The sequence below is a fragment of the Bradyrhizobium sp. 190 genome, from assembly GCF_023073415.1.
In the GTDB taxonomy this organism is placed as follows: domain Bacteria; phylum Pseudomonadota; class Alphaproteobacteria; order Rhizobiales; family Xanthobacteraceae; genus Bradyrhizobium.
Genome location: NZ_JADPJL010000061.1, coordinates 1 through 19515 on the forward strand (window position 1 = coordinate 1; position 19515 = coordinate 19515).

General features: G+C 57.6%; 16 protein-coding genes and 1 pseudogene. 5 read left to right on the top strand and 12 right to left on the bottom strand.

What is annotated here, in order from left to right:
• Positions 1 to 288: 288 nt before the first annotated feature.
• Positions 289 to 2040, bottom strand: a complete 1752-nt coding sequence (locus tag IVB22_RS28900) for a DUF736 family protein (protein ID WP_247520578.1) — start codon at positions 2038 to 2040, stop codon at positions 289 to 291.
• Between the two features lie 127 nt (positions 2041 to 2167).
• Between IVB22_RS28900 and IVB22_RS28905 the strand changes: the two genes are divergently transcribed.
• Positions 2168 to 2575 (top strand): gamma-glutamylcyclotransferase family protein, encoded by a 408-nt coding sequence (locus tag IVB22_RS28905; protein ID WP_247520579.1) that lies wholly within the window; start codon positions 2168 to 2170, stop codon positions 2573 to 2575.
• Between the two features lie 263 nt (positions 2576 to 2838).
• Positions 2839 to 3009 (top strand): hypothetical protein, encoded by a 171-nt coding sequence (locus IVB22_RS28910; RefSeq protein ID WP_247520580.1) that lies wholly within the window; start codon positions 2839 to 2841, stop codon positions 3007 to 3009.
• Between the two features lie 301 nt (positions 3010 to 3310).
• Here the strand turns inward: IVB22_RS28910 and IVB22_RS28915 are convergent, their stop codons facing one another.
• The 7 genes from IVB22_RS28915 to IVB22_RS28945 all read right to left on the bottom strand — a co-directional run bounded on the left by IVB22_RS28915 (position 3311) and on the right by IVB22_RS28945 (position 9456).
• Positions 3311 to 3877, bottom strand: coding sequence for a hypothetical protein (locus IVB22_RS28915; RefSeq protein ID WP_247520581.1), 567 nt, complete (start codon positions 3875 to 3877; stop codon positions 3311 to 3313).
• Positions 3878 to 3890: 13 nt separating this feature from the next.
• On the bottom strand, positions 3891 to 4529 hold the full coding sequence (locus IVB22_RS28920) for an acyl-homoserine-lactone synthase (protein ID WP_247520582.1): 639 nt from the start codon (positions 4527 to 4529) through the stop codon (positions 3891 to 3893).
• Between the two features lie 193 nt (positions 4530 to 4722).
• Positions 4723 to 5451: an autoinducer binding domain-containing protein gene (locus IVB22_RS28925; RefSeq protein WP_247520583.1), complete on the bottom strand. Its 729-nt coding sequence runs from the start codon at positions 5449 to 5451 to the stop codon at positions 4723 to 4725.
• A gap of 158 nt (positions 5452 to 5609) precedes the next feature.
• Positions 5610 to 7469, bottom strand: coding sequence for a nitrate/nitrite transporter (locus tag IVB22_RS28930; protein WP_247520584.1), 1860 nt, complete (start codon positions 7467 to 7469; stop codon positions 5610 to 5612).
• Positions 7466 to 8380: an alpha/beta fold hydrolase gene (locus tag IVB22_RS28935; protein WP_247520585.1), complete on the bottom strand. Its 915-nt coding sequence runs from the start codon at positions 8378 to 8380 to the stop codon at positions 7466 to 7468. Before IVB22_RS28935 ends, IVB22_RS28930 begins: the two co-directional genes overlap by 4 nt.
• Before the next feature lie 432 nt (positions 8381 to 8812).
• Positions 8813 to 9097: a hypothetical protein gene (locus IVB22_RS28940; RefSeq protein WP_247520586.1), complete on the bottom strand. Its 285-nt coding sequence runs from the start codon at positions 9095 to 9097 to the stop codon at positions 8813 to 8815.
• Between the two features lie 50 nt (positions 9098 to 9147).
• Positions 9148 to 9456 (bottom strand): hypothetical protein, encoded by a 309-nt coding sequence (locus IVB22_RS28945; protein ID WP_247520587.1) that lies wholly within the window; start codon positions 9454 to 9456, stop codon positions 9148 to 9150.
• Between the two features lie 1684 nt (positions 9457 to 11140).
• On the opposite strand from IVB22_RS28945, the gene IVB22_RS28950 reads away from it, so the two are divergent.
• The gene (locus tag IVB22_RS28950; RefSeq protein WP_247520588.1) at positions 11141 to 11455 is read left to right on the top strand and encodes a hypothetical protein; all 315 of its coding nucleotides are present in this window, start codon (positions 11141 to 11143) and stop codon (positions 11453 to 11455) included.
• Between the two features lie 131 nt (positions 11456 to 11586).
• On the opposite strand, the gene IVB22_RS28955 is transcribed toward IVB22_RS28950, so the two are convergent.
• Complete coding sequence (locus tag IVB22_RS28955; RefSeq protein WP_247520589.1) at positions 11587 to 11958, bottom strand: metallophosphoesterase; 372 nt, start codon at positions 11956 to 11958, stop codon at positions 11587 to 11589.
• 1736 nt (positions 11959 to 13694) lie between these two features.
• On the opposite strand from IVB22_RS28955, the pseudogene IVB22_RS28960 reads away from it, so the two are divergent.
• Positions 13695 to 14306, top strand: a pseudogene (locus IVB22_RS28960) (hypothetical protein); the annotation flags it as partial.
• Positions 14307 to 15311: 1005 nt separating this feature from the next.
• Positions 15312 to 17096: a DUF885 family protein gene (locus tag IVB22_RS28965; RefSeq protein ID WP_247520590.1), complete on the top strand. Its 1785-nt coding sequence runs from the start codon at positions 15312 to 15314 to the stop codon at positions 17094 to 17096.
• Between the two features lie 310 nt (positions 17097 to 17406).
• Here IVB22_RS28965 and IVB22_RS28970 read toward each other — a convergent pair whose 3' ends face one another.
• The 3 genes from IVB22_RS28970 to IVB22_RS28980 form a co-directional block, all read right to left on the bottom strand.
• Positions 17407 to 17766 carry an EamA family transporter gene (locus tag IVB22_RS28970; protein WP_247520629.1) on the bottom strand — a complete coding sequence of 120 codons (360 nt, stop codon included), beginning with the start codon at positions 17764 to 17766 and terminating at the stop codon, positions 17407 to 17409.
• Positions 17657 to 18316: a DMT family transporter gene (locus IVB22_RS28975; RefSeq protein WP_308200475.1), complete on the bottom strand. Its 660-nt coding sequence runs from the start codon at positions 18314 to 18316 to the stop codon at positions 17657 to 17659. The genes IVB22_RS28970 and IVB22_RS28975 overlap by 110 nt, the downstream gene beginning before the upstream one ends.
• Positions 18317 to 18630: 314 nt before the next feature.
• Positions 18631 to 18861, bottom strand: a complete 231-nt coding sequence (locus tag IVB22_RS28980) for a hypothetical protein (protein WP_247520591.1) — start codon at positions 18859 to 18861, stop codon at positions 18631 to 18633.
• Positions 18862 to 19515 lie beyond the last annotated feature (654 nt).

Here is a 19515-nt window from a genome sequence, read left to right on the forward strand (position 1 = left end):
CATCTTGCCAGGGGCAAGCTCTTCTGAAATTGGATGGATTACATCGCTGTGCGGGTGGTGCCGGGGTCAGAGACACTGGCTGGCTTCAGGGGGATGCGCCGCGCTCAACGCGGATACCCTCCCGCGGAGCGGGTTCGTCCAGCGCGGATTATGCGGAGCGTGGCGTTATGCGGATTGGCCTGATTTGAGCGCAGGTTTTTCGGCGCGTTTTGGATGGCGGCGCTCCGCATAATATCGTTGAGGAGAGCCGCGGCGCCTCGCGCGAGGCGAGACGCCGCAAGCCGAGGGTCAGCGCGACCAGACGAGCGCGTAGCCGTCATCGACTGCGACGAGGTTGGCGTAGATCGGCGCCGGGAAGGACGGGTCGTCGAGCTTCACCGAGTGATAGACGGTGTTCTCTTTCGAGGTCCGCTGCCACGCGGCGCCTATCTCAACGTTGCCGGCCGTCACGCGCAGGTCCGGCGCCTTCTCGTTCTCGGAGGGTTCGGCCGGAAGGAAGCGTACCTTGATGTTGAGCAAGAGCGTCCTGATGGTGCCGGTGTACGAGCCATCTTCGGCGCGGGTGAAGGTGCCAATCTGAGCCATGGTGATCTCCTGTTGCTGTTTCCAAGCCCGCGACCATCGCGGCCTTGATGGCGATCTGTGAGCGCCGCAACGACCGCCCCGCAGCCTTGGCCCGCAGCGTGAGCGGAGGATGGCGGGCTGAGCGATTTTGTTGCCTCGCGAGGAATGCCGCCGATTGGCGGCAGGGGAAGAAGATCGCGAACGAGCCCTTGCGGGTAAAGGTCGGCGAGCGCAGCGAGCGTATTGTGGCGCGTGATCCGCCAGCAAAAGGCCGGTATGGACGTGGGCCCAAGCAGCTTCACAGGAGAGCATCGGCTCACAGGCATCACCAAGGCCAATGACGGCGTCACCGCACCAACCAGGTTCACGCGCAACAACAGCGTCCTTCTCCGGTTCCAAGATCGACGGGAGAAGGCTCAACTTGCTGATGTGGCCGGCACGATCGTGCAGCCGCACCGAACGGACCGAAGGCGTGTCACCGTAGCATGATAATGAAGCCTCACGTCGTATCGGACGTAGATTCCAACAAAGAGATAATGCATCCGGCGCCCTGAACCGACCGCGGCGCAGCTCCGGCGGAACGACCGCTTCCACTGCCTCGAGCTTTTCCGAGGGATCCATGCGGAGATAGACCTCGGTTGTGCGGATATCGGCATGCCCAAGCCACAGCGCCACCTTCCGGATATCGTGCGTCGCCTGCAGCATGATCACCGCGCAGCTATGCCGAAGCTGGTGCGGAGAGATCGAACGACTGCGCAAAGACGGGCACGCCTCGGCCGCAGCACGAACGTGCTTGTCGAGCACGTACTCGAAGCCCGCACGGGTCATCGGCTCATCCTGTGCGTTGACGAACAGCTCCGGCACGCGGACTGCTCCCCTGACGCTCAACCAGGCGCGAAGGTCGCGCGCGGTGTCCTTCCAGAGTGGCAGGCAGCGTTCCTTGCGGCCCTTGCCCCGGATCGTCACGCTCGCTCCGTGCTGGAGCGACAGGTTTTCGGTCAGAACGCCGACCAGCTCGGAGACCCGCAAGCCTCCGGCGAAGCAGAGTTGCATCATCGCCCGGTCGCGCACGCCGAATCGTGTCGCAAGATCGGGGGCGTTGAGGATCGCGCGAACCTCCTCCATCGTCAGATGGCGGAAGAGCTTCTGGTCGTGGCGCTTGACCGGGATGGCATGGACGCGATCGATCTGCTCCAGGGCGGAGGGCACACGGTGCTCCACATAACGCATGAACGTCTTGATGGCGGCGAGCCGCAGGTTGCGCGTGGCGGCGCCATTGCCGCGCTCCTGTTCGATGTGGGCCAGGAAGGCGGCGATCAGCGGCGCGTCCAGGTCTTCGATCGTCAGCCGTGACGGACGCGTGCCGAACCGTTTCGCGGCGAAGTCGAACAGCAGCTTGAAGCTGAACGCGTAGGTCTCGCAGCTTTCCGGACTGTATGCATTCGGCACTTTACGGACTTTCATCACTGCGATCATTGGCATTGTAGTGACGCATGCGATGGATGCGTTCCGATCAAGGCTGTCGTCTAGGGCGGCCTAAGAAGCGTCGGTAGGCTTTTCTTTGAGAACGGGTAACGGCTACAGTTTCTTCATGGCAGAGCGAGTGACGGTTTTCTTCTATGGTCTGTTCATGGATCCGGAAGGCCTGGAGGCGAAAGGTCTTCGGCCGCTCAACGTCAGGCAGGCCTATATCGAGCGGTTTGCACTGAGGCTGGGAGATCGAGCGACGTTGCTGGCCGATCCGGATGGGCGGGTCTACGGCACAACCGCGACTCTCACCCACTCCGAGTTAGATCGGCTCTATTCAGAGTCGAGCGTCGCAGCATATCGACCTGAACCTGTTCGCGCCCAATTTTCCAATGGCACGGCCGAGCTTGCGCTTTGCTTCAATCTTCCGAGCATCGCGCAGGAAAAGACGACCGAACCGAACTACGCAGCTGAACTACGAGCAGTCGCCCGCAAAATGGGGTTGCCGGAGTCATACGTGGCTAGCATCGGAAAGAATGAGTAAGGGCTCACGGCACCGCCTCGCGATGCGGCAAGTGCCAGTTTGCAAACGGCCATCGCCGAGCTGGACGCATCGCACGCACTAACTTGCATCGGACGCATGAACCGGAATCGCCTTCGCGCCGGAGGTAGCAGTCTAGCCTACGATCTTTAGCGCTTTGCGAGCTTGCGGCGAGCCGTCGGCTGCGGCTCGCCGTGGGTCAATGCCATGGCACTCCTGGCCATCATCATCAAACCGTCGACAGAAGACACTGCAGGCGAGCTGCTATGAGAAAGCTCAGCATCCTTCAGGCACTTCCTGACGCAGTTGTGGAGTCGCGCAGCCTGCAGGGGCTTGCCATGACGCGTTCGAAATCCGTCAACGGTCCCGGTGGAGAGCGCACCAACGGATCGGCCGCGGAATACTGGCCATCCGTTTTCCCGAATACGTTGCTGTAAAGGTGACAGCGCACAGTCGAGAAATTGCCATCCCAGGACGTCCAGGATCGTCGTCGAGCAGCTAGGCGATAAGATCACCGTAGCAGACGTCGTGCTCATGAAGAAACTTGATTTTCCGGCGACTTAGTTTCAGCTCAGGCAAGGTCTTGCTTGTCATCCCGATCGAAAGAAGGTGTCGGACGGATGCCTAGCCGCCGCCACGCTCCGTATCAGCGTCAGGGATCGAAGCCGCAAGGACCCCGCGGCCTCAGTCCGCGCGAGCGCGGCTGTCGGAGCGAAGGCGCCCGAGGTTGAGGCCATCTCACAACAAAAGCTGCTGAACCTTTTGTTTCAAAAGCGCATCGTCCAGACACACCGCCCATTCCAGCAGCATCTGTCTCACCGTCGTCGGCAAGATGCCGTGAAGCGCAAGTCGATTCAGAACGAGAGATCGGTCCCTGTCAACACGCGCTGCGGTGAGGTCCGAAAGCAAGCGTACGTCATATCCCCGCTCGGCCGTTTGCAGGGCGGCAATAAAGATCTCCTCTTCGAGCCAACTTCCTCCATAGAAAATGATACCGGTTTGGGCTGAAGCCAGATTGTCTGTGAAACGGCGATCCCGCCAAATGGAAAGGGGGTCGACGTCCAGCTGCATCATCGACTGGGTGAGTTGCTGACGAACGTCAATCCCGGCCGGTTGGCATTCGCCGATAACCGTCAACGGGACGGCGAACATCTCTAAGCCTGTGTGCAGTAGTGAGAAGCTGCTGTGACGCGCGGCAAGACCGGCCGAAATTGGCGTCTCGCCGCGCGACAGATTAATCAACACCACATGACTATGTCGTGGGTCTGCGAACATTTGCGTGCCAATCACCTTTTCCGGGCTCAAGAGGCGCGTGTGGTCAGGCGGCCGCGTTGACAGGATCGGGTGAGAGAAGCACAGGACCGCTGACGGCGGCTCGTTCGTACATCCTGTGAAGCGCTTGTTCGGACGTGTCGAGAAACCCGGCAACGGCCATCGTCGATCCGACCTGCTGTGGCGCAGCGATCCGTCTCAATGGCCAGCCTGCTCGCCGGAGAATGCGCTCCATACGCGTATCGGTGACTGTCACGATGTTGTCTGCGCTCGCGCCGCGTGCCGCCTCTATCATCGCGGCGAAAAGGATAAGCGTGGCGCGGTTGAGACTATTGGCGGCCTGCTCGGTGATAAGCCTAGTGTCGACGCAAAAGCGCGAGCTTTCGAGAATTCTTTCGTCCTGCGGCGCGAGGGTCCCGCCGAGCAGGACGGGAAAGGTGTCGGCCAACATGGTCGGTCCCATGGTCGGAAGCAGACGAACCGAACCAACCGGCTCTCCGCCGTCTGACATCAGAATGAGATAAGTCGGCCCGAGCGTGTCATACACATCGAGCTCAAATTCACCTGAGACGGACACGGACCAGTCGAGCCTGTCCATGAAGACACGCCGCCGCAGCCGATACATCGCCGCGAGCAAGTCCAGATGCCGACCAAATTGAGGTGCGTGAAGTCCAAGGGCATGCATGCCAATCTCCCGAAATTATCAGGAGGCCTCAAGACCAGAAAGGAACTTTCTAATCGCCTGTTAGATTTTACAGGTGGGTCTGGTTCAGCTTGATTTCGCTAGATCTTTTTGGACAGAGTACAATAAATAATGAACGGCGTGACAACCGCGCCAGGTCTGTTTTGCATCTTGCGAAATGGGAGGGTGTGGATGATTACGACAACAAACCGCGTCGCAAGGCCTCGGCGACGCACTGGGCAATAGATGCTGCACCGAGCTTGCGGCGAGCGTTCTCAAGATGAAAAACTACCGTGCGCGGCGCAATCTGGACCAGCACCGCGATATCCGCGACGCTTTTTCCCTGTGCGGTCCATGCAAGGCATTGGCGCTCGCGCTGAGTAAGTTCAGTTCCGGAACGTTTATCGGTGGAGGGTACAGCAAGTTTGCTGGAGACATGACTATGAAAATACACCCCAGCGAGTTGTACGAGGCCCTTCCAGTCGGCCACGAGCCGCTCCAGGTGAACGTCGCGGTCGTCCGTCGCCAGCGTAAATGCAGCCATCCGTCCAAATCCGCCCCTGATCGGCACAGTGACGCCTGACCTAATGCCGAAGGTCGCCGCTTCATCGAAGAAGCGGCGCTGCTCGCGATTTCCGACCGGGGCTGAGCCCCCTCCTCCCCAACTGAACAATGCGTGCTCGACACGCGCGCGGCGCACCACAGGGTCAAGCTGCTGATATCCAAGCTGGAAATAGCGGCTGGTCCAGGATTTGGGATAGGACGAAATCAACGTTGGCGTGTCGCCGGTCAGGCGCAGATAGGCAAATCGCTGAAAGCCGAGCTGCTGTGTGAGTCGTGTTGCGACACGCTCGAATTCATCGACGTTGACTGCGGTCTGGATACTATCAATGAATTCCTGGAAGATGCTTTCGACCCGGCTCATTCCGGCTCTACCATCTTGAACACACTAGCCGTACTTTCCTGAGCGCGTTCGGCAAAGGAGCTGTCCGGCAACAGGTCGCGCGATCTACCGACCGATACAGATATGTCCCACGATGCCGCGCGGCCGAGTTGGAGGCGCACCGGCGCTAGTCCTTGCTCCTAGCGCAGCTGCTTCGTCCCAGGCACACGTGTAATAAACCAGAACCATGCGCCAACCTGACCTGCAAGGTTCACTGCAAAGGCGGTCTGGTAAGCAACTTCCGGGTAATGGCCATGCTCAGGCGTCCAATGCTGAACCACGAAACCGAGAAGAGACTGGACCACAAACGCGTAACCGATGTGAAAGACGTTAAGCGCCGCATTCGCACGTCCACCAAGCTCTTTGGGGAAGAAATCGAACAGAATCGCGCCGCTAAGGACAGTTGCAGCGCCGGCAGCAGCGATGATGATCCACGGAGCGGATGATGGCAGAGGGGCTCGCAGGATTATTGCCAGTTGGGCAGCGAAAAACAGAATTGCGACCGAGCCCAAGAGCGCCTGTGGTCCTATCCCGTATCGCCGGAGCTTCTGAGCCGCAACCCCTAGCACCAGGGCGCCCGCACTCAATGCAATTGCCATGGCAAACAGATTGCGAAGCAATCCCGACCGGTCCAGGCCCTCCACATCCGAGAACCACTGGGCAGCCCACAATCCCTGTAGCGCCCAAGCGGTACCAATGCAGCTCGCAGATAGGGGCGCCAAACGCCAGAAGCGAGGATCAGCATAAATCATTCTCAGTCCAATGGTGGTCCCCTTCGCTGCCAATGAGCCCGTGGCCTCTGGCACGACAAGGAAAATTGCAAGTGCACATCCAGCCGATGCGATGGCTAAGAGTTCAAACAATCCCCGCCAGCCGACCGAAACGAGCAGGTATTCGGCCGGCAATGTCCCCGTCACGCCGCCAAGTGCAGCCAGCATGACCATAAGGCCATTGAGCATTGGGACCTGCTCGGCGGGAAACCAGAGAACGACCGCTTTCAATCCGGCCATCAATGCTGCGGAAACGCCGAGACCGATCAACGCCCTGCCGAGAAGAAGAAGCAAAACGTTGTCAGCGATGGCAAACAGCGCTGCGCCGGCGGCGGCTGCCAAAAGCACGACACTCTGGATTCGTCGTGGGCCGTATCGGTCCAACAATATCCCGATAGGAATCTGGGCCGCCGCAAAGATCAGGAAGTAGATGGACGTCAGGAGACCAAGTTCATCGGCACCCAAACCAAACTCGAAAGTTAGCGGCCCAGCTATCGTCGCATTGATGTTACGAAAGAGAAAAGAAAGGTAGTAAGCAGCGACGAACGGCAAGAACACGCGAAAGATTAAAAGCCAATCTGCGTTGAAGGCCCGTGACCGCTGTTGCGCCGTCGCACGCCAGGGCGGCAAAGCGAACCGCGATATCGCGCCACGGATTGTTTGCTCGGCTCTTGAATCGGGTTCGTGCTCGCACCATGCCCCTCCGGCAGAATGCGGGGTTTGTGGTTTGTTGCCGGCGACAGTCGTTGCACCGGCCTTCTGTTCCGGGTGTGTTGAGCGCGTCAGCGCTTCTGGCCCCACCGGTTCTGTTGCAACATGCTCCCGCTCAGTCGAATTTACCCGCTCGATTGTCTCCTTTATAAGGGAAGTTCCTAGGTTAACCCGCCTTGTCACCTGGGTAGCAAATTCGTCGAAGCGCGCGAGCCCGAGGGTACAAGCGTTAGGTTGGTCGGCAGCTGCAAGCGGCGGCGTGACCGCGAGAAGAAATCGAGCCTGAAGCGCAACAGTCTCGCTTACCATTCGCACATCGTCATGAAGCTGTTCGAGGTTCCGGTGTATGGCGCTCAGCCGCCGATCAATTGAGGCCTCTTTGATGTTACGATCAGGGTCGAGGAAATGAGCGAGCGCAGCCTCAACGATCGCCGATTTGGTCGCCCCTGGACTTTTTGCTGCGACTGCGAGCCGCGCGGCGACCGGCTCCGAAAGATAGACACCGATGCAGGGCTTCATGGAAGCGCTCCGTCGAAAATCAATCGAGCGGCTGTAGACTTCTCATGGCTTGAGACGGACTGTTTCCGCCGATCGAGATGACCCCAGCTTCCTCGCTCTACGGAGCTGAAGAAACCTTCAACATGCGCGTTGAATGCCGCAGGCTCTTCGAGGTTGATGGCATGGCCCGTATTGGGGCAGACCCAAATGCCGGCGGACGGAAATGTGGATTTGAGCATCAAGCTGGTTTCAAGACATGCCGTGTCTTCGTCGCCCACCGCGAGCAGCACCGGTAACGGTATGTTTGAAAATTGATCTCGGAAGTCGTACAAGGACGGTCGCACGGCTTGGCACTGAAGCAGAGTATTGGACATCCCGCGTGCAGAATGGTGCTTTAATCGCCCCACAAACTGTTGCCAGCTCTTGGGGTCTTTGTGCTTCAGTCGAATGCGCGTGGAGTGGCCCGCCATTTTCTCGGCCATGGCATCGATACCTCGTGCCGTCAATGTGCGCGCCAAAACCGTCGCGCTTCTTGACCAACTTTCACGATTCGACGCTGGAGATCCTAATCCTGCTCCGGCTGCAAAGATCGCACTGGCCCCTTGGCGGTACCACAAACCAAAAAGCAGAGATGCAAAGGCACCCATGCTCGATCCAACCACGTGGGCTCGACTGATTGATAGACCGCGCATAACGGCATCAATGTTATGTACGGCGAACTCCCAACCGTACGCGGCTGGATTATCGGGAACGTCGCTCGGTGGATATCCCCGCGCATTGTAGGCGATACATCTATAGCTACGGGAAAAATAGCGGATTTGTGCTTCCCAGCTGTGCAGATCCGATTCAAAGTCATGAACGAAAACGATTGGATAGCCGCGACCGTACTCTTCAAAGTAGAGCTTCATTCCACCTGACGCGATAAAAGGCATCACCACCGCCGATCTTTTGGAGCGTCGGCAAGGCATGCCGCGCATCGTGTGGCGTTATGGCCGAGCAGCGACAAAAACGGAGGTGTCGCTTATCCATGATCGGTTTTCGACACACCTGCTTTTCGTATGCCTCGAAATAAAGCTGTCCAATGATTAGGAGTTGGCTGCGGCGGAGGAATCGACCTCCGAATGGCGAGATAGTGACGTCTCAAGCCCGGCGGTGCTCTGAAATCGAAGATCGCCTTGGCATGACGTGCACCAGTGCCGCGGACCTGGCCCTTACCTTCGTGAATCGCTGCAAGCTTTCGGGCTTGAATGGCCCTAAAGCTTGCAGCGCTATTTCTGGCATCCATCTCACGCTAGCCACAGGAGCCGAGCTTTCGCCGTGTATAGTCGCAGCCTTTGTCGGCTTAAAGCGATGAGCGAGCAGGTTCAGTCAAACTTATAGGAAGCCTGGAAAAACGTGCCCCATCGCTCCATGCTGTACTTCGCGAGAGAAGGCCCCTGAATTAGGGTATCCGTGCCGCCGCAGCAGACGAAGGTGGCATTGCTGTCCTTCTTGGTGCACATTGCCCAATATCGGCCGCCAACGCCAACGCTGAGATTCTTAGTGATGATGTAGGATATGATTTCCTTCCAATTTGACGCCCCCGCCACCGTCCCCGCGATGATCGTAGAAAGTTGTTCTCTGGCGAAGGAGATGGTGGTCGCGACCACTGAAATCCGTCCACGGCAGGTAAGCCGCGTCGACGCTCACGCGCCGGCGCTCAAGCAAACGTGGTCTCGGCGCTGAGGCCGATGCGCGGCGCGTTCCAATCGGTGTCTTGGCTGCCTATGAGCCTTCTGTCACTCGGCGTCAAGCATGGATACGGCGAGACGGTCTGCACGCATCCTATCGAGTCGGACTTCTGACCATAATAGGTCCATCCCACAAATGCGCCCACCTTGTAGGTGCTGCCGCGCAGGAAATCGTAACCGGCATCGGCCGTGTAGTACATGAATTTTCCGTTCGCCTGGCCTGATATCGTGTTGCTGTAGGCTTCGCGGTAGCCGACGCTCGAATCCTCATCGTTCATCTTTCCTTTGTTGAAGCGCCCGATGCCAACATTGCTCTTCAGGAAGCCTCCCAGGGACTGTCAAGACGTCCGAACAATTCGCCGGAAACTCCGTCCAGCCCGTCATACGTGAGCCTTGAACTAGGAGTGCCGGCATCTCCAGGCATCAGGGGCGCAAGAATGTAGTCCCATTTGAATTTTCCCCGGCTGAGCCAGAGCCGTGAGCCGCCTTCGAGTGACCAATCGCGTATATGCAAAAGGCGCCGCTTTGGCGGTCGCGCTTGTCGGGTACAGGGGCGCATCGGACCATTCCGGCGCCCTCGGATCCATGCCAAACGATAGTTCAGACCGACCTTTCCGACGTGATAATTGCTAGATAAGCTGCTTGTGTTGGCTGGGACGATTGCAAAAGGCGGAAGCTGCACGGTAGAAGGGGTCGCCACATCCGGCCCGCCAAACCCCATGTAGTCGTACTCAAATTTGACGGACCAAGCGGCCGTGAGCGCTTGCTCAAGGCCGACACCGACGGTCCCCCCGAAACGACCGTAATCGAACTGCGTTGCCCCCGCGGGAAGCCCGCAAAGTTCCCTTCTCTAAATTCGTTGTTATTGGCGATTTCGCCGCGATCGTTTTGCCAAGCGACGCCTCCTTTGACGTAGGCCAGCGTATGGCCCTGAGGGCCAAAAGCGTAACCCACACGAGTGGTCCCTGTGACAAAGACGTTTGGACCTGCCGTGCAGGTCGCGATCACAACAATGGGGGAGAAGGCAAGGCAGGTATTTGTACCGTCCGAGACGGCGCCACTGGCATCCAACTCAAGGCCAAAAACCCAGCGGTCCCCCTACCAATTGTAGCCGATCTGACCTCCGGCGAGGAACACAGGCGTATCGACGACATCGCCGTAAATTGACGGACCGTAGGGATCACTGAACGAAGTCAAGCCGGAGCCCCCCCGCCGACGTGGCCGCCGATATATCCTCCGGTCCAGCGCCACAGTGCCGGTCGAGCCTTTACTGCCGGCCTGAGATCCGCCGAATTGACAGCGCCGCTTACTACGACCGCAGTTGCTGCGGCCCCCCAAAAGAGAAGTTCAGATCGCATATCACCTCCCAACACACAACGCGCGCGCCACCTGGCAACGGGCCGAATGGCCGACGTTATGAGCGCCGCTTCGATGCCGCTTATGGGGTGTAGGATCTATGCCAGCGGACGCGACGCGCATTCCCTGCGGGTTTTGGGGGCGCTGTCGTCTTTGCAACAAGACCGGTGGTTGTTGAAACAAGCCGCGCGTCTGATGTCGAACACCAGGCGCATGCTGCACACCGGCACTTGAGGCGGATTGAATAGGTGAGCACTTGTGAAGAGGTTCATCTCTTGATCCAGTCTCGCGCAATCGTTGCAATGAGATATTGCGTTGAGCGAGTAGTACTTTCGGGGAGTCGGTCAATGTACGGTTTTAGAACCGTTTCCGGAGAAGTCGCGCAATGGCTTCCACATCGTCCTTCGCTCATCCGCGGAACTCTTTCTTGGTACGTTCAGCACGTCTTTCTTTGGTACGTTAAGTACGAAAGTGATGCACCACAGACACAATGTGAAGCGTCACGCAGAAACATACTCTTAAAGCGATCTCGGGATTACCTATTCTCTACCCTAGACAATGCACGCGGAGTCATGCCTTGAACGCGTTCAGAATACGAGTCCGACGATGATCAGCGAAGATTTGGCAGCCATGCGCACTCATCGCAACCGCATCCACTACTATCGCAGGTTACTTGAAGCTCAGCTGGCCGAGCCTGAGCGCCAATATGTCGAGATGCGCCTTTCTGAAGAGCTTTGTGCTTTCGAGGATCTAAAGGCCGCTATCTTTCCCCTAGTTTTCACAATCTCAAACCCGCCTACGGTGCAACGTTGTGCGAGAGCTATATCTCTCTCTTATCCTCTTGATAACAGCGGACTTGCACCTGATCGCCCTCGACAAACAGCACAAACGCGGAAGGGCCATCACGAAGCTGATCCTTGAGTGGTCCTTCGGGGCCAAAAAGCGCAGAGCCGCACGACACGATGTCCACCGGATCCGAACACACGTACGGCATATGCAAGTGCCCGTGAAGAATGATTGAGGGCTTATTGTCTTGGGCCCACTTCAAAACGCTATCTGCGTCCAGGCAACGCAAAAACATCCTCACGGCGCGGCCAATACTCGCCGGAGGGATCTATGTGATGGTGCACAAGCACGAGGAGCGGTTGCGAGCTGCATCGATTTTCCGCGAGTAGTTTTCTTGCCGCGGCCAACTGGGCAGTCCCGACAAGGCCGAGCGCATTGGTGATGGGGGAGTTAGAAGGCCTCTGATTGCTGTCAAGAATCAGGATGTCAACGCCCCAATTTGCACCGCTGATGAACGCCGGAAAGCCTTCGATCGGGCTCGCAGACAGCCGGTTTAGATGGTTTAGCACTTCCTCATGCCGATAGGAGCTGTTGCCGAACAAGCTCTTCAATAAGAATAGCTCCGCCAGATAGGGCAAGACTCCCCGAGCCTCGCGTCTCATTTTCTTGAAATTTTAGTCATGATTTCACGGGGACGCACACGAACGGCGGGTCCATCTTCTTCACTTCCGATTCCAGTCGCAACCAAGCCTCGGCGGCGCCTGTATCGGTTTAGCACAGTATGATCCGGGGTCGAGTTCGGGTGATCGCTTCAAGCATAAAGTCCAGAGCAGGTTGCAAATCCTTGCCGCCTTGCAACGTTCCTTCGCCGGGGGCGGTCAGATGCAGGGCGGAGATCACAAGGATACCGCCAGATGCATCGGCCTGGCGGGAGCGACGGCGTTGATCGCCTATCTCTGATGAAGGAGATCAATATCCGGATGCTTAAGGACGTGCCCCTAATGACCAGTTCGTAAATCATTCGCGCGCTCAACGCGAAGGCGCCCAGGGCAAATATCAGATAAAACACTGCAGCGACCACATCGCGAAGCAGTCCGGTGAAAAAGGATCGCGTATCACCCACACTTGCGCATAACAAATCACCAGCAGGTGCGCCGCAACCTGCAAGGCGAACAGGCCGCAAAGAAGGCCTATACGAGGTTAAAAAGCCGCTCGGTTATCAGGCCGTAAACTCGTGCCGATGGCCTTCGATCGCATAGGGCCGCACTCGACAGAGCCAGCACCAGAGCTAGGCACGCAAGAGACAGCACCATACCGCCCGGTATTATCAATGCGGGCCTTGCGAAATCATGCCATCCGAACAAAACAAGTTGCCAGCGATGACGAGTGTCGTCGGATGTAAGCAGTCGTCCCGTGGTGATCAACGAAAAGAATTGGTTCACCCCGGTCGTGATGAGGCCGATAACGACGAGCCAAATTACGAAATCGAAAAGCGACCGAAATGCTCTTAGCAAGCGCCGCAGAACTCTTATTATGGATTCGCTGACATCTCCCATCTAGGCCACCGCTGTGACATTGTAAGCACCTGACTTCTTGACATTCGTGCGGGCAGCAAGACTGCCGGAAAGGGACACTGGGCGTCCCGATTTGTTTTTGGCAAAACCCAGAAGACAACTCCGTATCGAATGCGCGTGTCTGCACGTTATTGGTACTGAAATAGTCCAGAAGCGTTCGGGATACGGTCGTCTTGCCAACCCCACCCTTGTCCGCACCTACCACAATCACAACCGGCTTTGTCATGGAATCCCCCTAAAGCACTCGCTACCGCCGACCGCGACGTGTGCAATCAGCTAATCTCTGCTTTGGATGCGAACATGGCAGAAAGAAGGGATAGTGGAATATTTGACGCCTCACCAACGCGATTGGTGTAGAGTTTCTTAGTGCGAGGCCATCAGTGACGTTGGGATACGGACGACTAGTTGCTGTGAGCGGTGTTCCACGTCAGGTTTGTGAGCATGCGAACCAGCCGTTCTCGGAAAAAGCCGACTGCGGCGATGATCACCGCGACCACCATCAGATGATCACCACGACCACCATCAGAAGTACATCGCCGTTATATAGATGAGCATCAAACATCTTGAATCTCACGTAGCGTCAGGTTGTAGGCTTGGAAGAACGATGACCACGGCTAACCACGCAGGCATCTATGGCTCATGTGAAAAAATCAAGTTTGATCGGCATGGCTTGCGAAGTCGAGCTTCTCGCTTGCGGATGATGACCGATTATTCAGGTATAGCTTGTGCCAGGAGGGGAAGCGCTCTCAGCGGTTATTGAAATGACACTGAAGGCGAGCAAAGTCGCAATGTGGCCTGGGGAGTCCCCGCGAGGAACGTTGAAGCGCTTCCACCCCGAGATCACCGAGATCGTCGACATAACCACGACTGCGGATCAGATGAAGATCTTCGACACACTGAACTCAGGGCTATCCGTCACCGTGATCGACGCCCGCGCAGGCTTGCTGTCCCCGGCGCTGGCATCCTTGCGCGACATCGGTTTTTTGGATGCCGCGAGGTCCGGCCAGATCACCTTTGCCGTATTCCATATCTTGGGATCCTCCATCGCTTCTCTGGATGAGATCGCTGAGACCGCCGGTTTCATGACTGGTGCAAAGTATTTTCTGGTGAAGAACTTCATCAACGACACTCAATTCTTCCAGTGGGACCAGTCGACCTACAACTCCTACTTCCACCGAATCAAGAACGCGACCGAGCTGACGATCCCGAAGCTCAACGAGATGGCCTATGAGCAGGTCGAAGTTGCTTCCGTCCCGTTCGTGAACTTTGTAGCCAATAAGGGTCGGAACGAGGATGCCGCGAACCACTCCTTCGTGCTGCGCGGCTATGTTCGGCACTGGCTCGCGAATGTCTGGCGCGAATATGATCGCATCAACTTGACCGACTTGGCCGGCGCCAAATGCCGACCATAGCTGATCCGCGACCGCGAGCGGGGTCATTCTCGTCGTCTCCTTACCATGAGAATTCCGAGCAGGCCGAACCCTCTCGCGAGCCGTAGCGGAAGTCGAGAAGGCGCTCCAGCGCACCGAGGGCTATGGCGATTTCAGCAACGGACTTACCCTCGAAGGTGAGATGCGCCTCCTAGAACAAGATGGAGGAAGTCGCTGCCCCCGTTCGCCATCGATTGCGGAACTGCGGCCGCTAGTGTTCTCTCCAACATGCGGCGACATTTCATCGACCGCAGTTCGCTAATGAAATCTCCTGCATCTTGGCTTTGACCGCGCCGAACGTGATCGCTCGGCGGCTAGGATCGGCATCGTCCCGCCCATTGCCGGATAGATGCGGCTATCTGGGCGATTTGCTCGGCCGAATGCCGGCGCGAATTCCGTTTCGTGCGGCCGTACTCGCTTAAAAGGGCCATGTTTCTATAGCCGGCTTATTCGCCGGTGCGACCATGTAGCCCCCGCAAGTTCGTTTATGGGCGGGGAAAGCCCTATTTTCCATGAGCAAAGCGCAACCCGCCGTCAAATCTGGGCGAATCGGGGGTTCCCGCGTACCCTCCCGGGCGCCTCCCCGTCGCTAGGCCGCAACGACGACACCGCGCGAATCAGCGTCGGCGTGATTTCAAGACCAACCTTCTGCGCGCGTCCTCAAAGAGTGATGCACAGCATTCATGCCTTGCGTCGGTGCTCGTCTCCGACTCCTGCAAAGGCGCACATCGAGTACGCCATGGGAAAGCTTTTCGAAAAAACGGTTTCCCGCTGCGCAACGTCCTGCCGGACAACTAGCAGCGGCGATTAATCAGCCTTGGAACCAATGTCAGCAACTTGACGCTACACACACTTACGAAGTGTCGTCAAAAACCTGCAATTCAATTCGGCACGCCGCTTGCTTCGTTCGCGGCATCCTCACAACAGCAGTGCGGTGATCCTCAGGAGCGGACTCGCCGCAGTTTTCAATCGAGGACCTTGAACACCATGAACAAGCCTACCATGCCTCAGTCGGTTACGGCCGCACCGCAAACCGAGGCGCTCGGTGTTTTCTTCGAACAGGCCTTCGAACGGCAAATCCGACTGAGCCCGATGAGAGAGGCCGCCTTGCTGGGGCGCAAAGATCGCCAGCATCTATGGGACGAGATCGACGAACCAGCACGGGACCAAGCGGTTCGCGAGATTCGGCAGGACCTTGATCGACTGCGCGCGGACTTCGATCCGCAGACGTTGCCGGACGCGGCCAAGCTCAGCTATCGGCTATTCGAGAGTAACTGCGTGACAGCGCTAGAAGCGGACAAGTTCCGGCATTACAACTACCCGCTAAACCAAATGGGTGGCTGGCAATCGTCCATTCCGGCCTTCCTGCTCAACCATCATCCCATCGACGCTGTCGAGGATGCGGAGGCCTACATCTCTCGCCTCGAGGGCGTCCGCAGGTTGGTCGCACAACTCATCGACGGTGTCGAGCTGCGTTCTCGCAAGGGGATTTTCGCTCCCAGATTTGTTTATGACAAGGTCATCCGGGATTGTCGCAATCTTCTGAGCGGCGTGCCCTTTCATGCTTCAGGAAAGGACTCGACGTGGCTTGCGGACTTCCGCACCAAGCTCGAGGCGCTGCCAATATCTTACGCGAAGAAGCCCAAGCTCATTGAAGCAGCCATCCAAGCGATGATCAGGTTCGTCCAGCCGGCTTACGTCGATTTGATTGCGGCGGCGGGCCGGCTCGAAGCCTCGTCCAGCACGGACGACGGCGCCTGGAAGCACCCCAACGGACTTGAGTTCTACGCGCAGGCGCTCAGGCACATAACCACGACGGAGCTGTCGGCCGCACAAATCCACGAGTACGGGCTGGAGGAGGTCGCCCGGATCCACGGAGAGATGGAAAAGATAAAGAACTCGCTTGGCTTTGGCGGCGAACTCGCCGCTTTTTTCGAGCACATCAAGACAAACCCCAAGTTTGTCTATCCCGATACCGAGGAGGGACGGAGCACCTACCTCCGCGAAACATCCCGCATTTTGGATGCGATGTACCGCAAGCTCGGCAATTCTTTTGGCAGGCTTCCCAAAGCTCCTTTGGTTGTCAGGCGCGTCGAGGCCTTCCGTGAGAACTCTGGGGCCCTCGCCTTCTATCAGCGCCCGCCGGCTGACGGAAGCCGGCCCGGTGTCTATTACGTCAACCTGTCCAGAATGGAAATCCTGAAGACGTTCCAGCTCGAAGCTCTCGCGTACCACGAGGGCGTGCCGGGTCATCACATGCAGAATGCGATTGCGAGAGAACTAACGGAAGTTCCCGCCTTCCAGAAGTTCGCCTCGTACACCGCCTATTCGGAAGGATGGGCGCTATATGCTGAATCGCTTGCCAAGGACATGGGTGCGTATCGCGATCCGATGTCCGATTTCGGACGGCTCGCGGCGGAGCTGTGGCGCGCCGCGCGGCTTGTGGTGGATACCGGCATCCACACTAGTCGCTGGACGCGCCAACAAGCGATCGACTACCTACGCAAGGTAACGCCGAACCCCTTGTCCGAAATCATAAGTGAGGTGGAACGCTATGTCGTCATCCCGGGTCAGGCTACTGCGTACAAGGTGGGCATGCAGCAATTGCTCGCCTTGAGGAGCAAGGCAAGTTCTCAGCTGGGCCGGGCGTTCGACACGCGCGAGTTCCACGATGTCGTCCTCGGCAGCGGTGCACTTCCCTTCGGACTCCTCAGCGAGCTCGTTGATCGCTGGACTGCAAGCAAAGGCCCCGGCGCAACTTCTCGCGGCTAGCGTGCGATGCGCGCAGATACAAGGCGGGACGATCTGATCCTGCTTCTGTCGCGTCATCTGGGCCGGACGAGAAACGAGGAGCCATCTTCCGGGTGGATTAAGTGCCGACGGTCCAAATGAATCTGGTCGCCGAGGATCGAGCGGGCTGCCCGCAAAGAGGGTGAAATGGGTAGAAATTTCGATCTCCTGCCCCAGACATCTGAAAAAGGAACTGTCCACCCGTAACTTGGCCGCGGCCGAGGAAGCCGCGGCATTTTTGATTGGTTGGGCCGCGGGCGAGACGACGTGTCCTGCGCCAAATTGATCCAGGTCAATCGTGCGGTTTGGAACGCAGGGCCAAGGGCATTCCAAGCGCCGACACGAGAACAGTGGCAGCCCCTAGCCACTGTCTTGCAGTCAGGGTTTCCTGAAGGAAAACAGATGCGAAGATGGACGTAAACATCGGAACTAGCGGCAGCAACAGCGCGGCCGCGATCGCGCTCATGCGCTCCAGCGCAGGGCCGTAGAGAAGAAATGGAATTGACATGAGCAGCAATCCGGATGCGACCACCAAAATAACATCAGTGATAGTTGGCGTGAGCGTCGGCAATGGACGAACACCAATCCATACACATCCCACTGCTGCGAACGCGACGATTTGGCTTGCTGTCGTAAGTCGCAGCGCATCGATCCGACGCGACATCAAAACGGACTGTGACGCTGTAGAGTGAAGCAAATAGAACACCGCCGAGGACGAGGCCGACTCCCAGTCCGCGCGTTGCGTAGGGATCGGGTTCAGAGGTCCAGCTCAGCAAACCAACTCCGGCAAAGGCCAACAAGCAGAGCAAGCCGACGCCCCGGTTGGGGGTCTCGCCAAGGATCAGCCACGCGAGGAGTATGATCATTGGCGTTTCAACTGCGAACAGGATCGCTTCCACAGAAGCCGGTAGCATCGTCAGGCCGAAGATCGACAAACCAGACGCAAGCGCCGGCTGCAGGAGGCCCGGAAGGCCAGCACGCCAATCGCTCAAGCGTGGCGGCGCGCCTGACCAGATGGATAGAACGGTCAGGCTTGCGGCACTCACAGCCAACTGCCCTGTTAGTAGCGAGAGCGGCTCGATACAGCAGAGGGCGGCCTTGGACAGGACGTTGCCGATACTCCAACTAGCCATCGCAAGGGTTCCGCAAAGAAGCGGTACGAAAAGGCTAGGCTGGTTCATCGGATGGCTTTTCGCTTGCATCAGAGCGTGTGACACCCAGGTTCGTGCAATAGATCAGCAGCCGCGGATAACTCCATGGTTGGCTGACACGTCGCAATCAGCCTCCTCCAGAGATAGCGACCAAGGTTCTGGATGGTACCGGATCTGCGAGATAAAGAACCAGGGTGCTAACGTTAGGCATCGCTTGTTTGATCGTGAGGTTGATCACGATGACCGAACGGCTAACGGCCGAGTAATCCAAATCGGCCCGCATCCGTGTGACGCATCGAGCAAAGGAACCAACCTAGCCGCTCCGAGAGAGCTACTCAGCATTTTATCAAAAAGCCGGCCAAGCATCAGGAGCTGCGATCAGGCTCGGCGTCGCCATCTTTTTTGAGCGTCGGCCACTCCTCTGCGCGTCGGGCTAGCTTCTCATATTCCTCGGCGATCTTAAGGAGCCTATCTCTGGACTTGCCTTCAGCGAACGACACCGCTTTGGTCCGCGTCGCTTCCGCACGGCCTCGCCAGAATTCGGGATCGTAGAACGGATTTTTGGGTTTCATGTAGATGAGATGCACTTCGTACATGAAGAGAATGCGACACCAGCCCTCCGTATCATTACGTAGTCGCCCTCCCCGCACAATTCGCAAGGGGGAGTGATTCGCTTGAGAAAGCCGAAGCGGGTGCACACGTATTGAGCTGTTGATAAAGTTGCTTTGCTTATGCCTCACACAGCTCGGTGGCAGCCGGACCCAGCAAGATACGACCCATAGGCGCCACGATCTCCTTCGAAGGCGCGCTAGGTCAAGTTTCTTCCAGGACGAACGTGTAAAGGCGGCACATCTAAAGCGCCTGCCATCTCGGGAATAAACGCTCTTCGCTTTCGAACTGCTACCGCCGCGCGCAGTTTACGCTGACAAGGATCGCAAACCTATTCAATGTTTCGATCTCTCCACTTGCCTGCTTAAAGGGATCAGCCGTGCTGGAGCTGTCGCTTACGTGCACGGCTCCGCTCGGGCTAGATGGGAATGGAACTGAGATTTGCCGTGAAAGGCCTCTCACTCTATTCGCGCCAGATGGCTCTTGGGCCTGCGAGTTTTAGGTATATCCACACGAGCAGTCCTGGCGAGGGCTTGAATCGCACGTAGCGTCAGATTGTACGATCTTAAAAAACAGGTGGCGCCGCCTCTGGCCACCTCAAAGCTTCCCGCCAAGTGATGAGAATTGCTAATGCCCCACAC

What these genes read in the sequence shown, in the direction of transcription:
- IVB22_RS28900 (WP_247520578.1), bottom strand. Translation starts at nt 2,040, where the DNA reads ATGATCGCAGTGATGAAAGTCCGTAAAGTGCCGAATGCATACAGTCCG.
- IVB22_RS28910 (WP_247520580.1), top strand. Translation starts at nt 2,839, where the DNA reads ATGAGAAAGCTCAGCATCCTTCAGGCACTTCCTGACGCAGTTGTGGAG.
- IVB22_RS28920 (WP_247520582.1), bottom strand. Translation starts at nt 4,529, where the DNA reads ATGCATGCCCTTGGACTTCACGCACCTCAATTTGGTCGGCATCTGGAC.
- IVB22_RS28925 (WP_247520583.1), bottom strand. Translation starts at nt 5,451, where the DNA reads ATGAGCCGGGTCGAAAGCATCTTCCAGGAATTCATTGATAGTATCCAG.
- IVB22_RS28930 (WP_247520584.1), bottom strand. Translation starts at nt 7,469, where the DNA reads ATGAAGCCCTGCATCGGTGTCTATCTTTCGGAGCCGGTCGCCGCGCGG.
- IVB22_RS28935 (WP_247520585.1), bottom strand. Translation starts at nt 8,380, where the DNA reads ATGCCTTTTATCGCGTCAGGTGGAATGAAGCTCTACTTTGAAGAGTAC.
- IVB22_RS28945 (WP_247520587.1), bottom strand. Translation starts at nt 9,456, where the DNA reads ATGAACGATGAGGATTCGAGCGTCGGCTACCGCGAAGCCTACAGCAAC.
- IVB22_RS28950 (WP_247520588.1), top strand. Translation starts at nt 11,141, where the DNA reads ATGATCAGCGAAGATTTGGCAGCCATGCGCACTCATCGCAACCGCATC.
- IVB22_RS28965 (WP_247520590.1), top strand. Translation starts at nt 15,312, where the DNA reads ATGAACAAGCCTACCATGCCTCAGTCGGTTACGGCCGCACCGCAAACC.
- IVB22_RS28975 (WP_308200475.1), bottom strand. Translation starts at nt 18,316, where the DNA reads ATGCAAGCGAAAAGCCATCCGATGAACCAGCCTAGCCTTTTCGTACCG.
- IVB22_RS28980 (WP_247520591.1), bottom strand. Translation starts at nt 18,861, where the DNA reads ATGTACGAAGTGCATCTCATCTACATGAAACCCAAAAATCCGTTCTAC.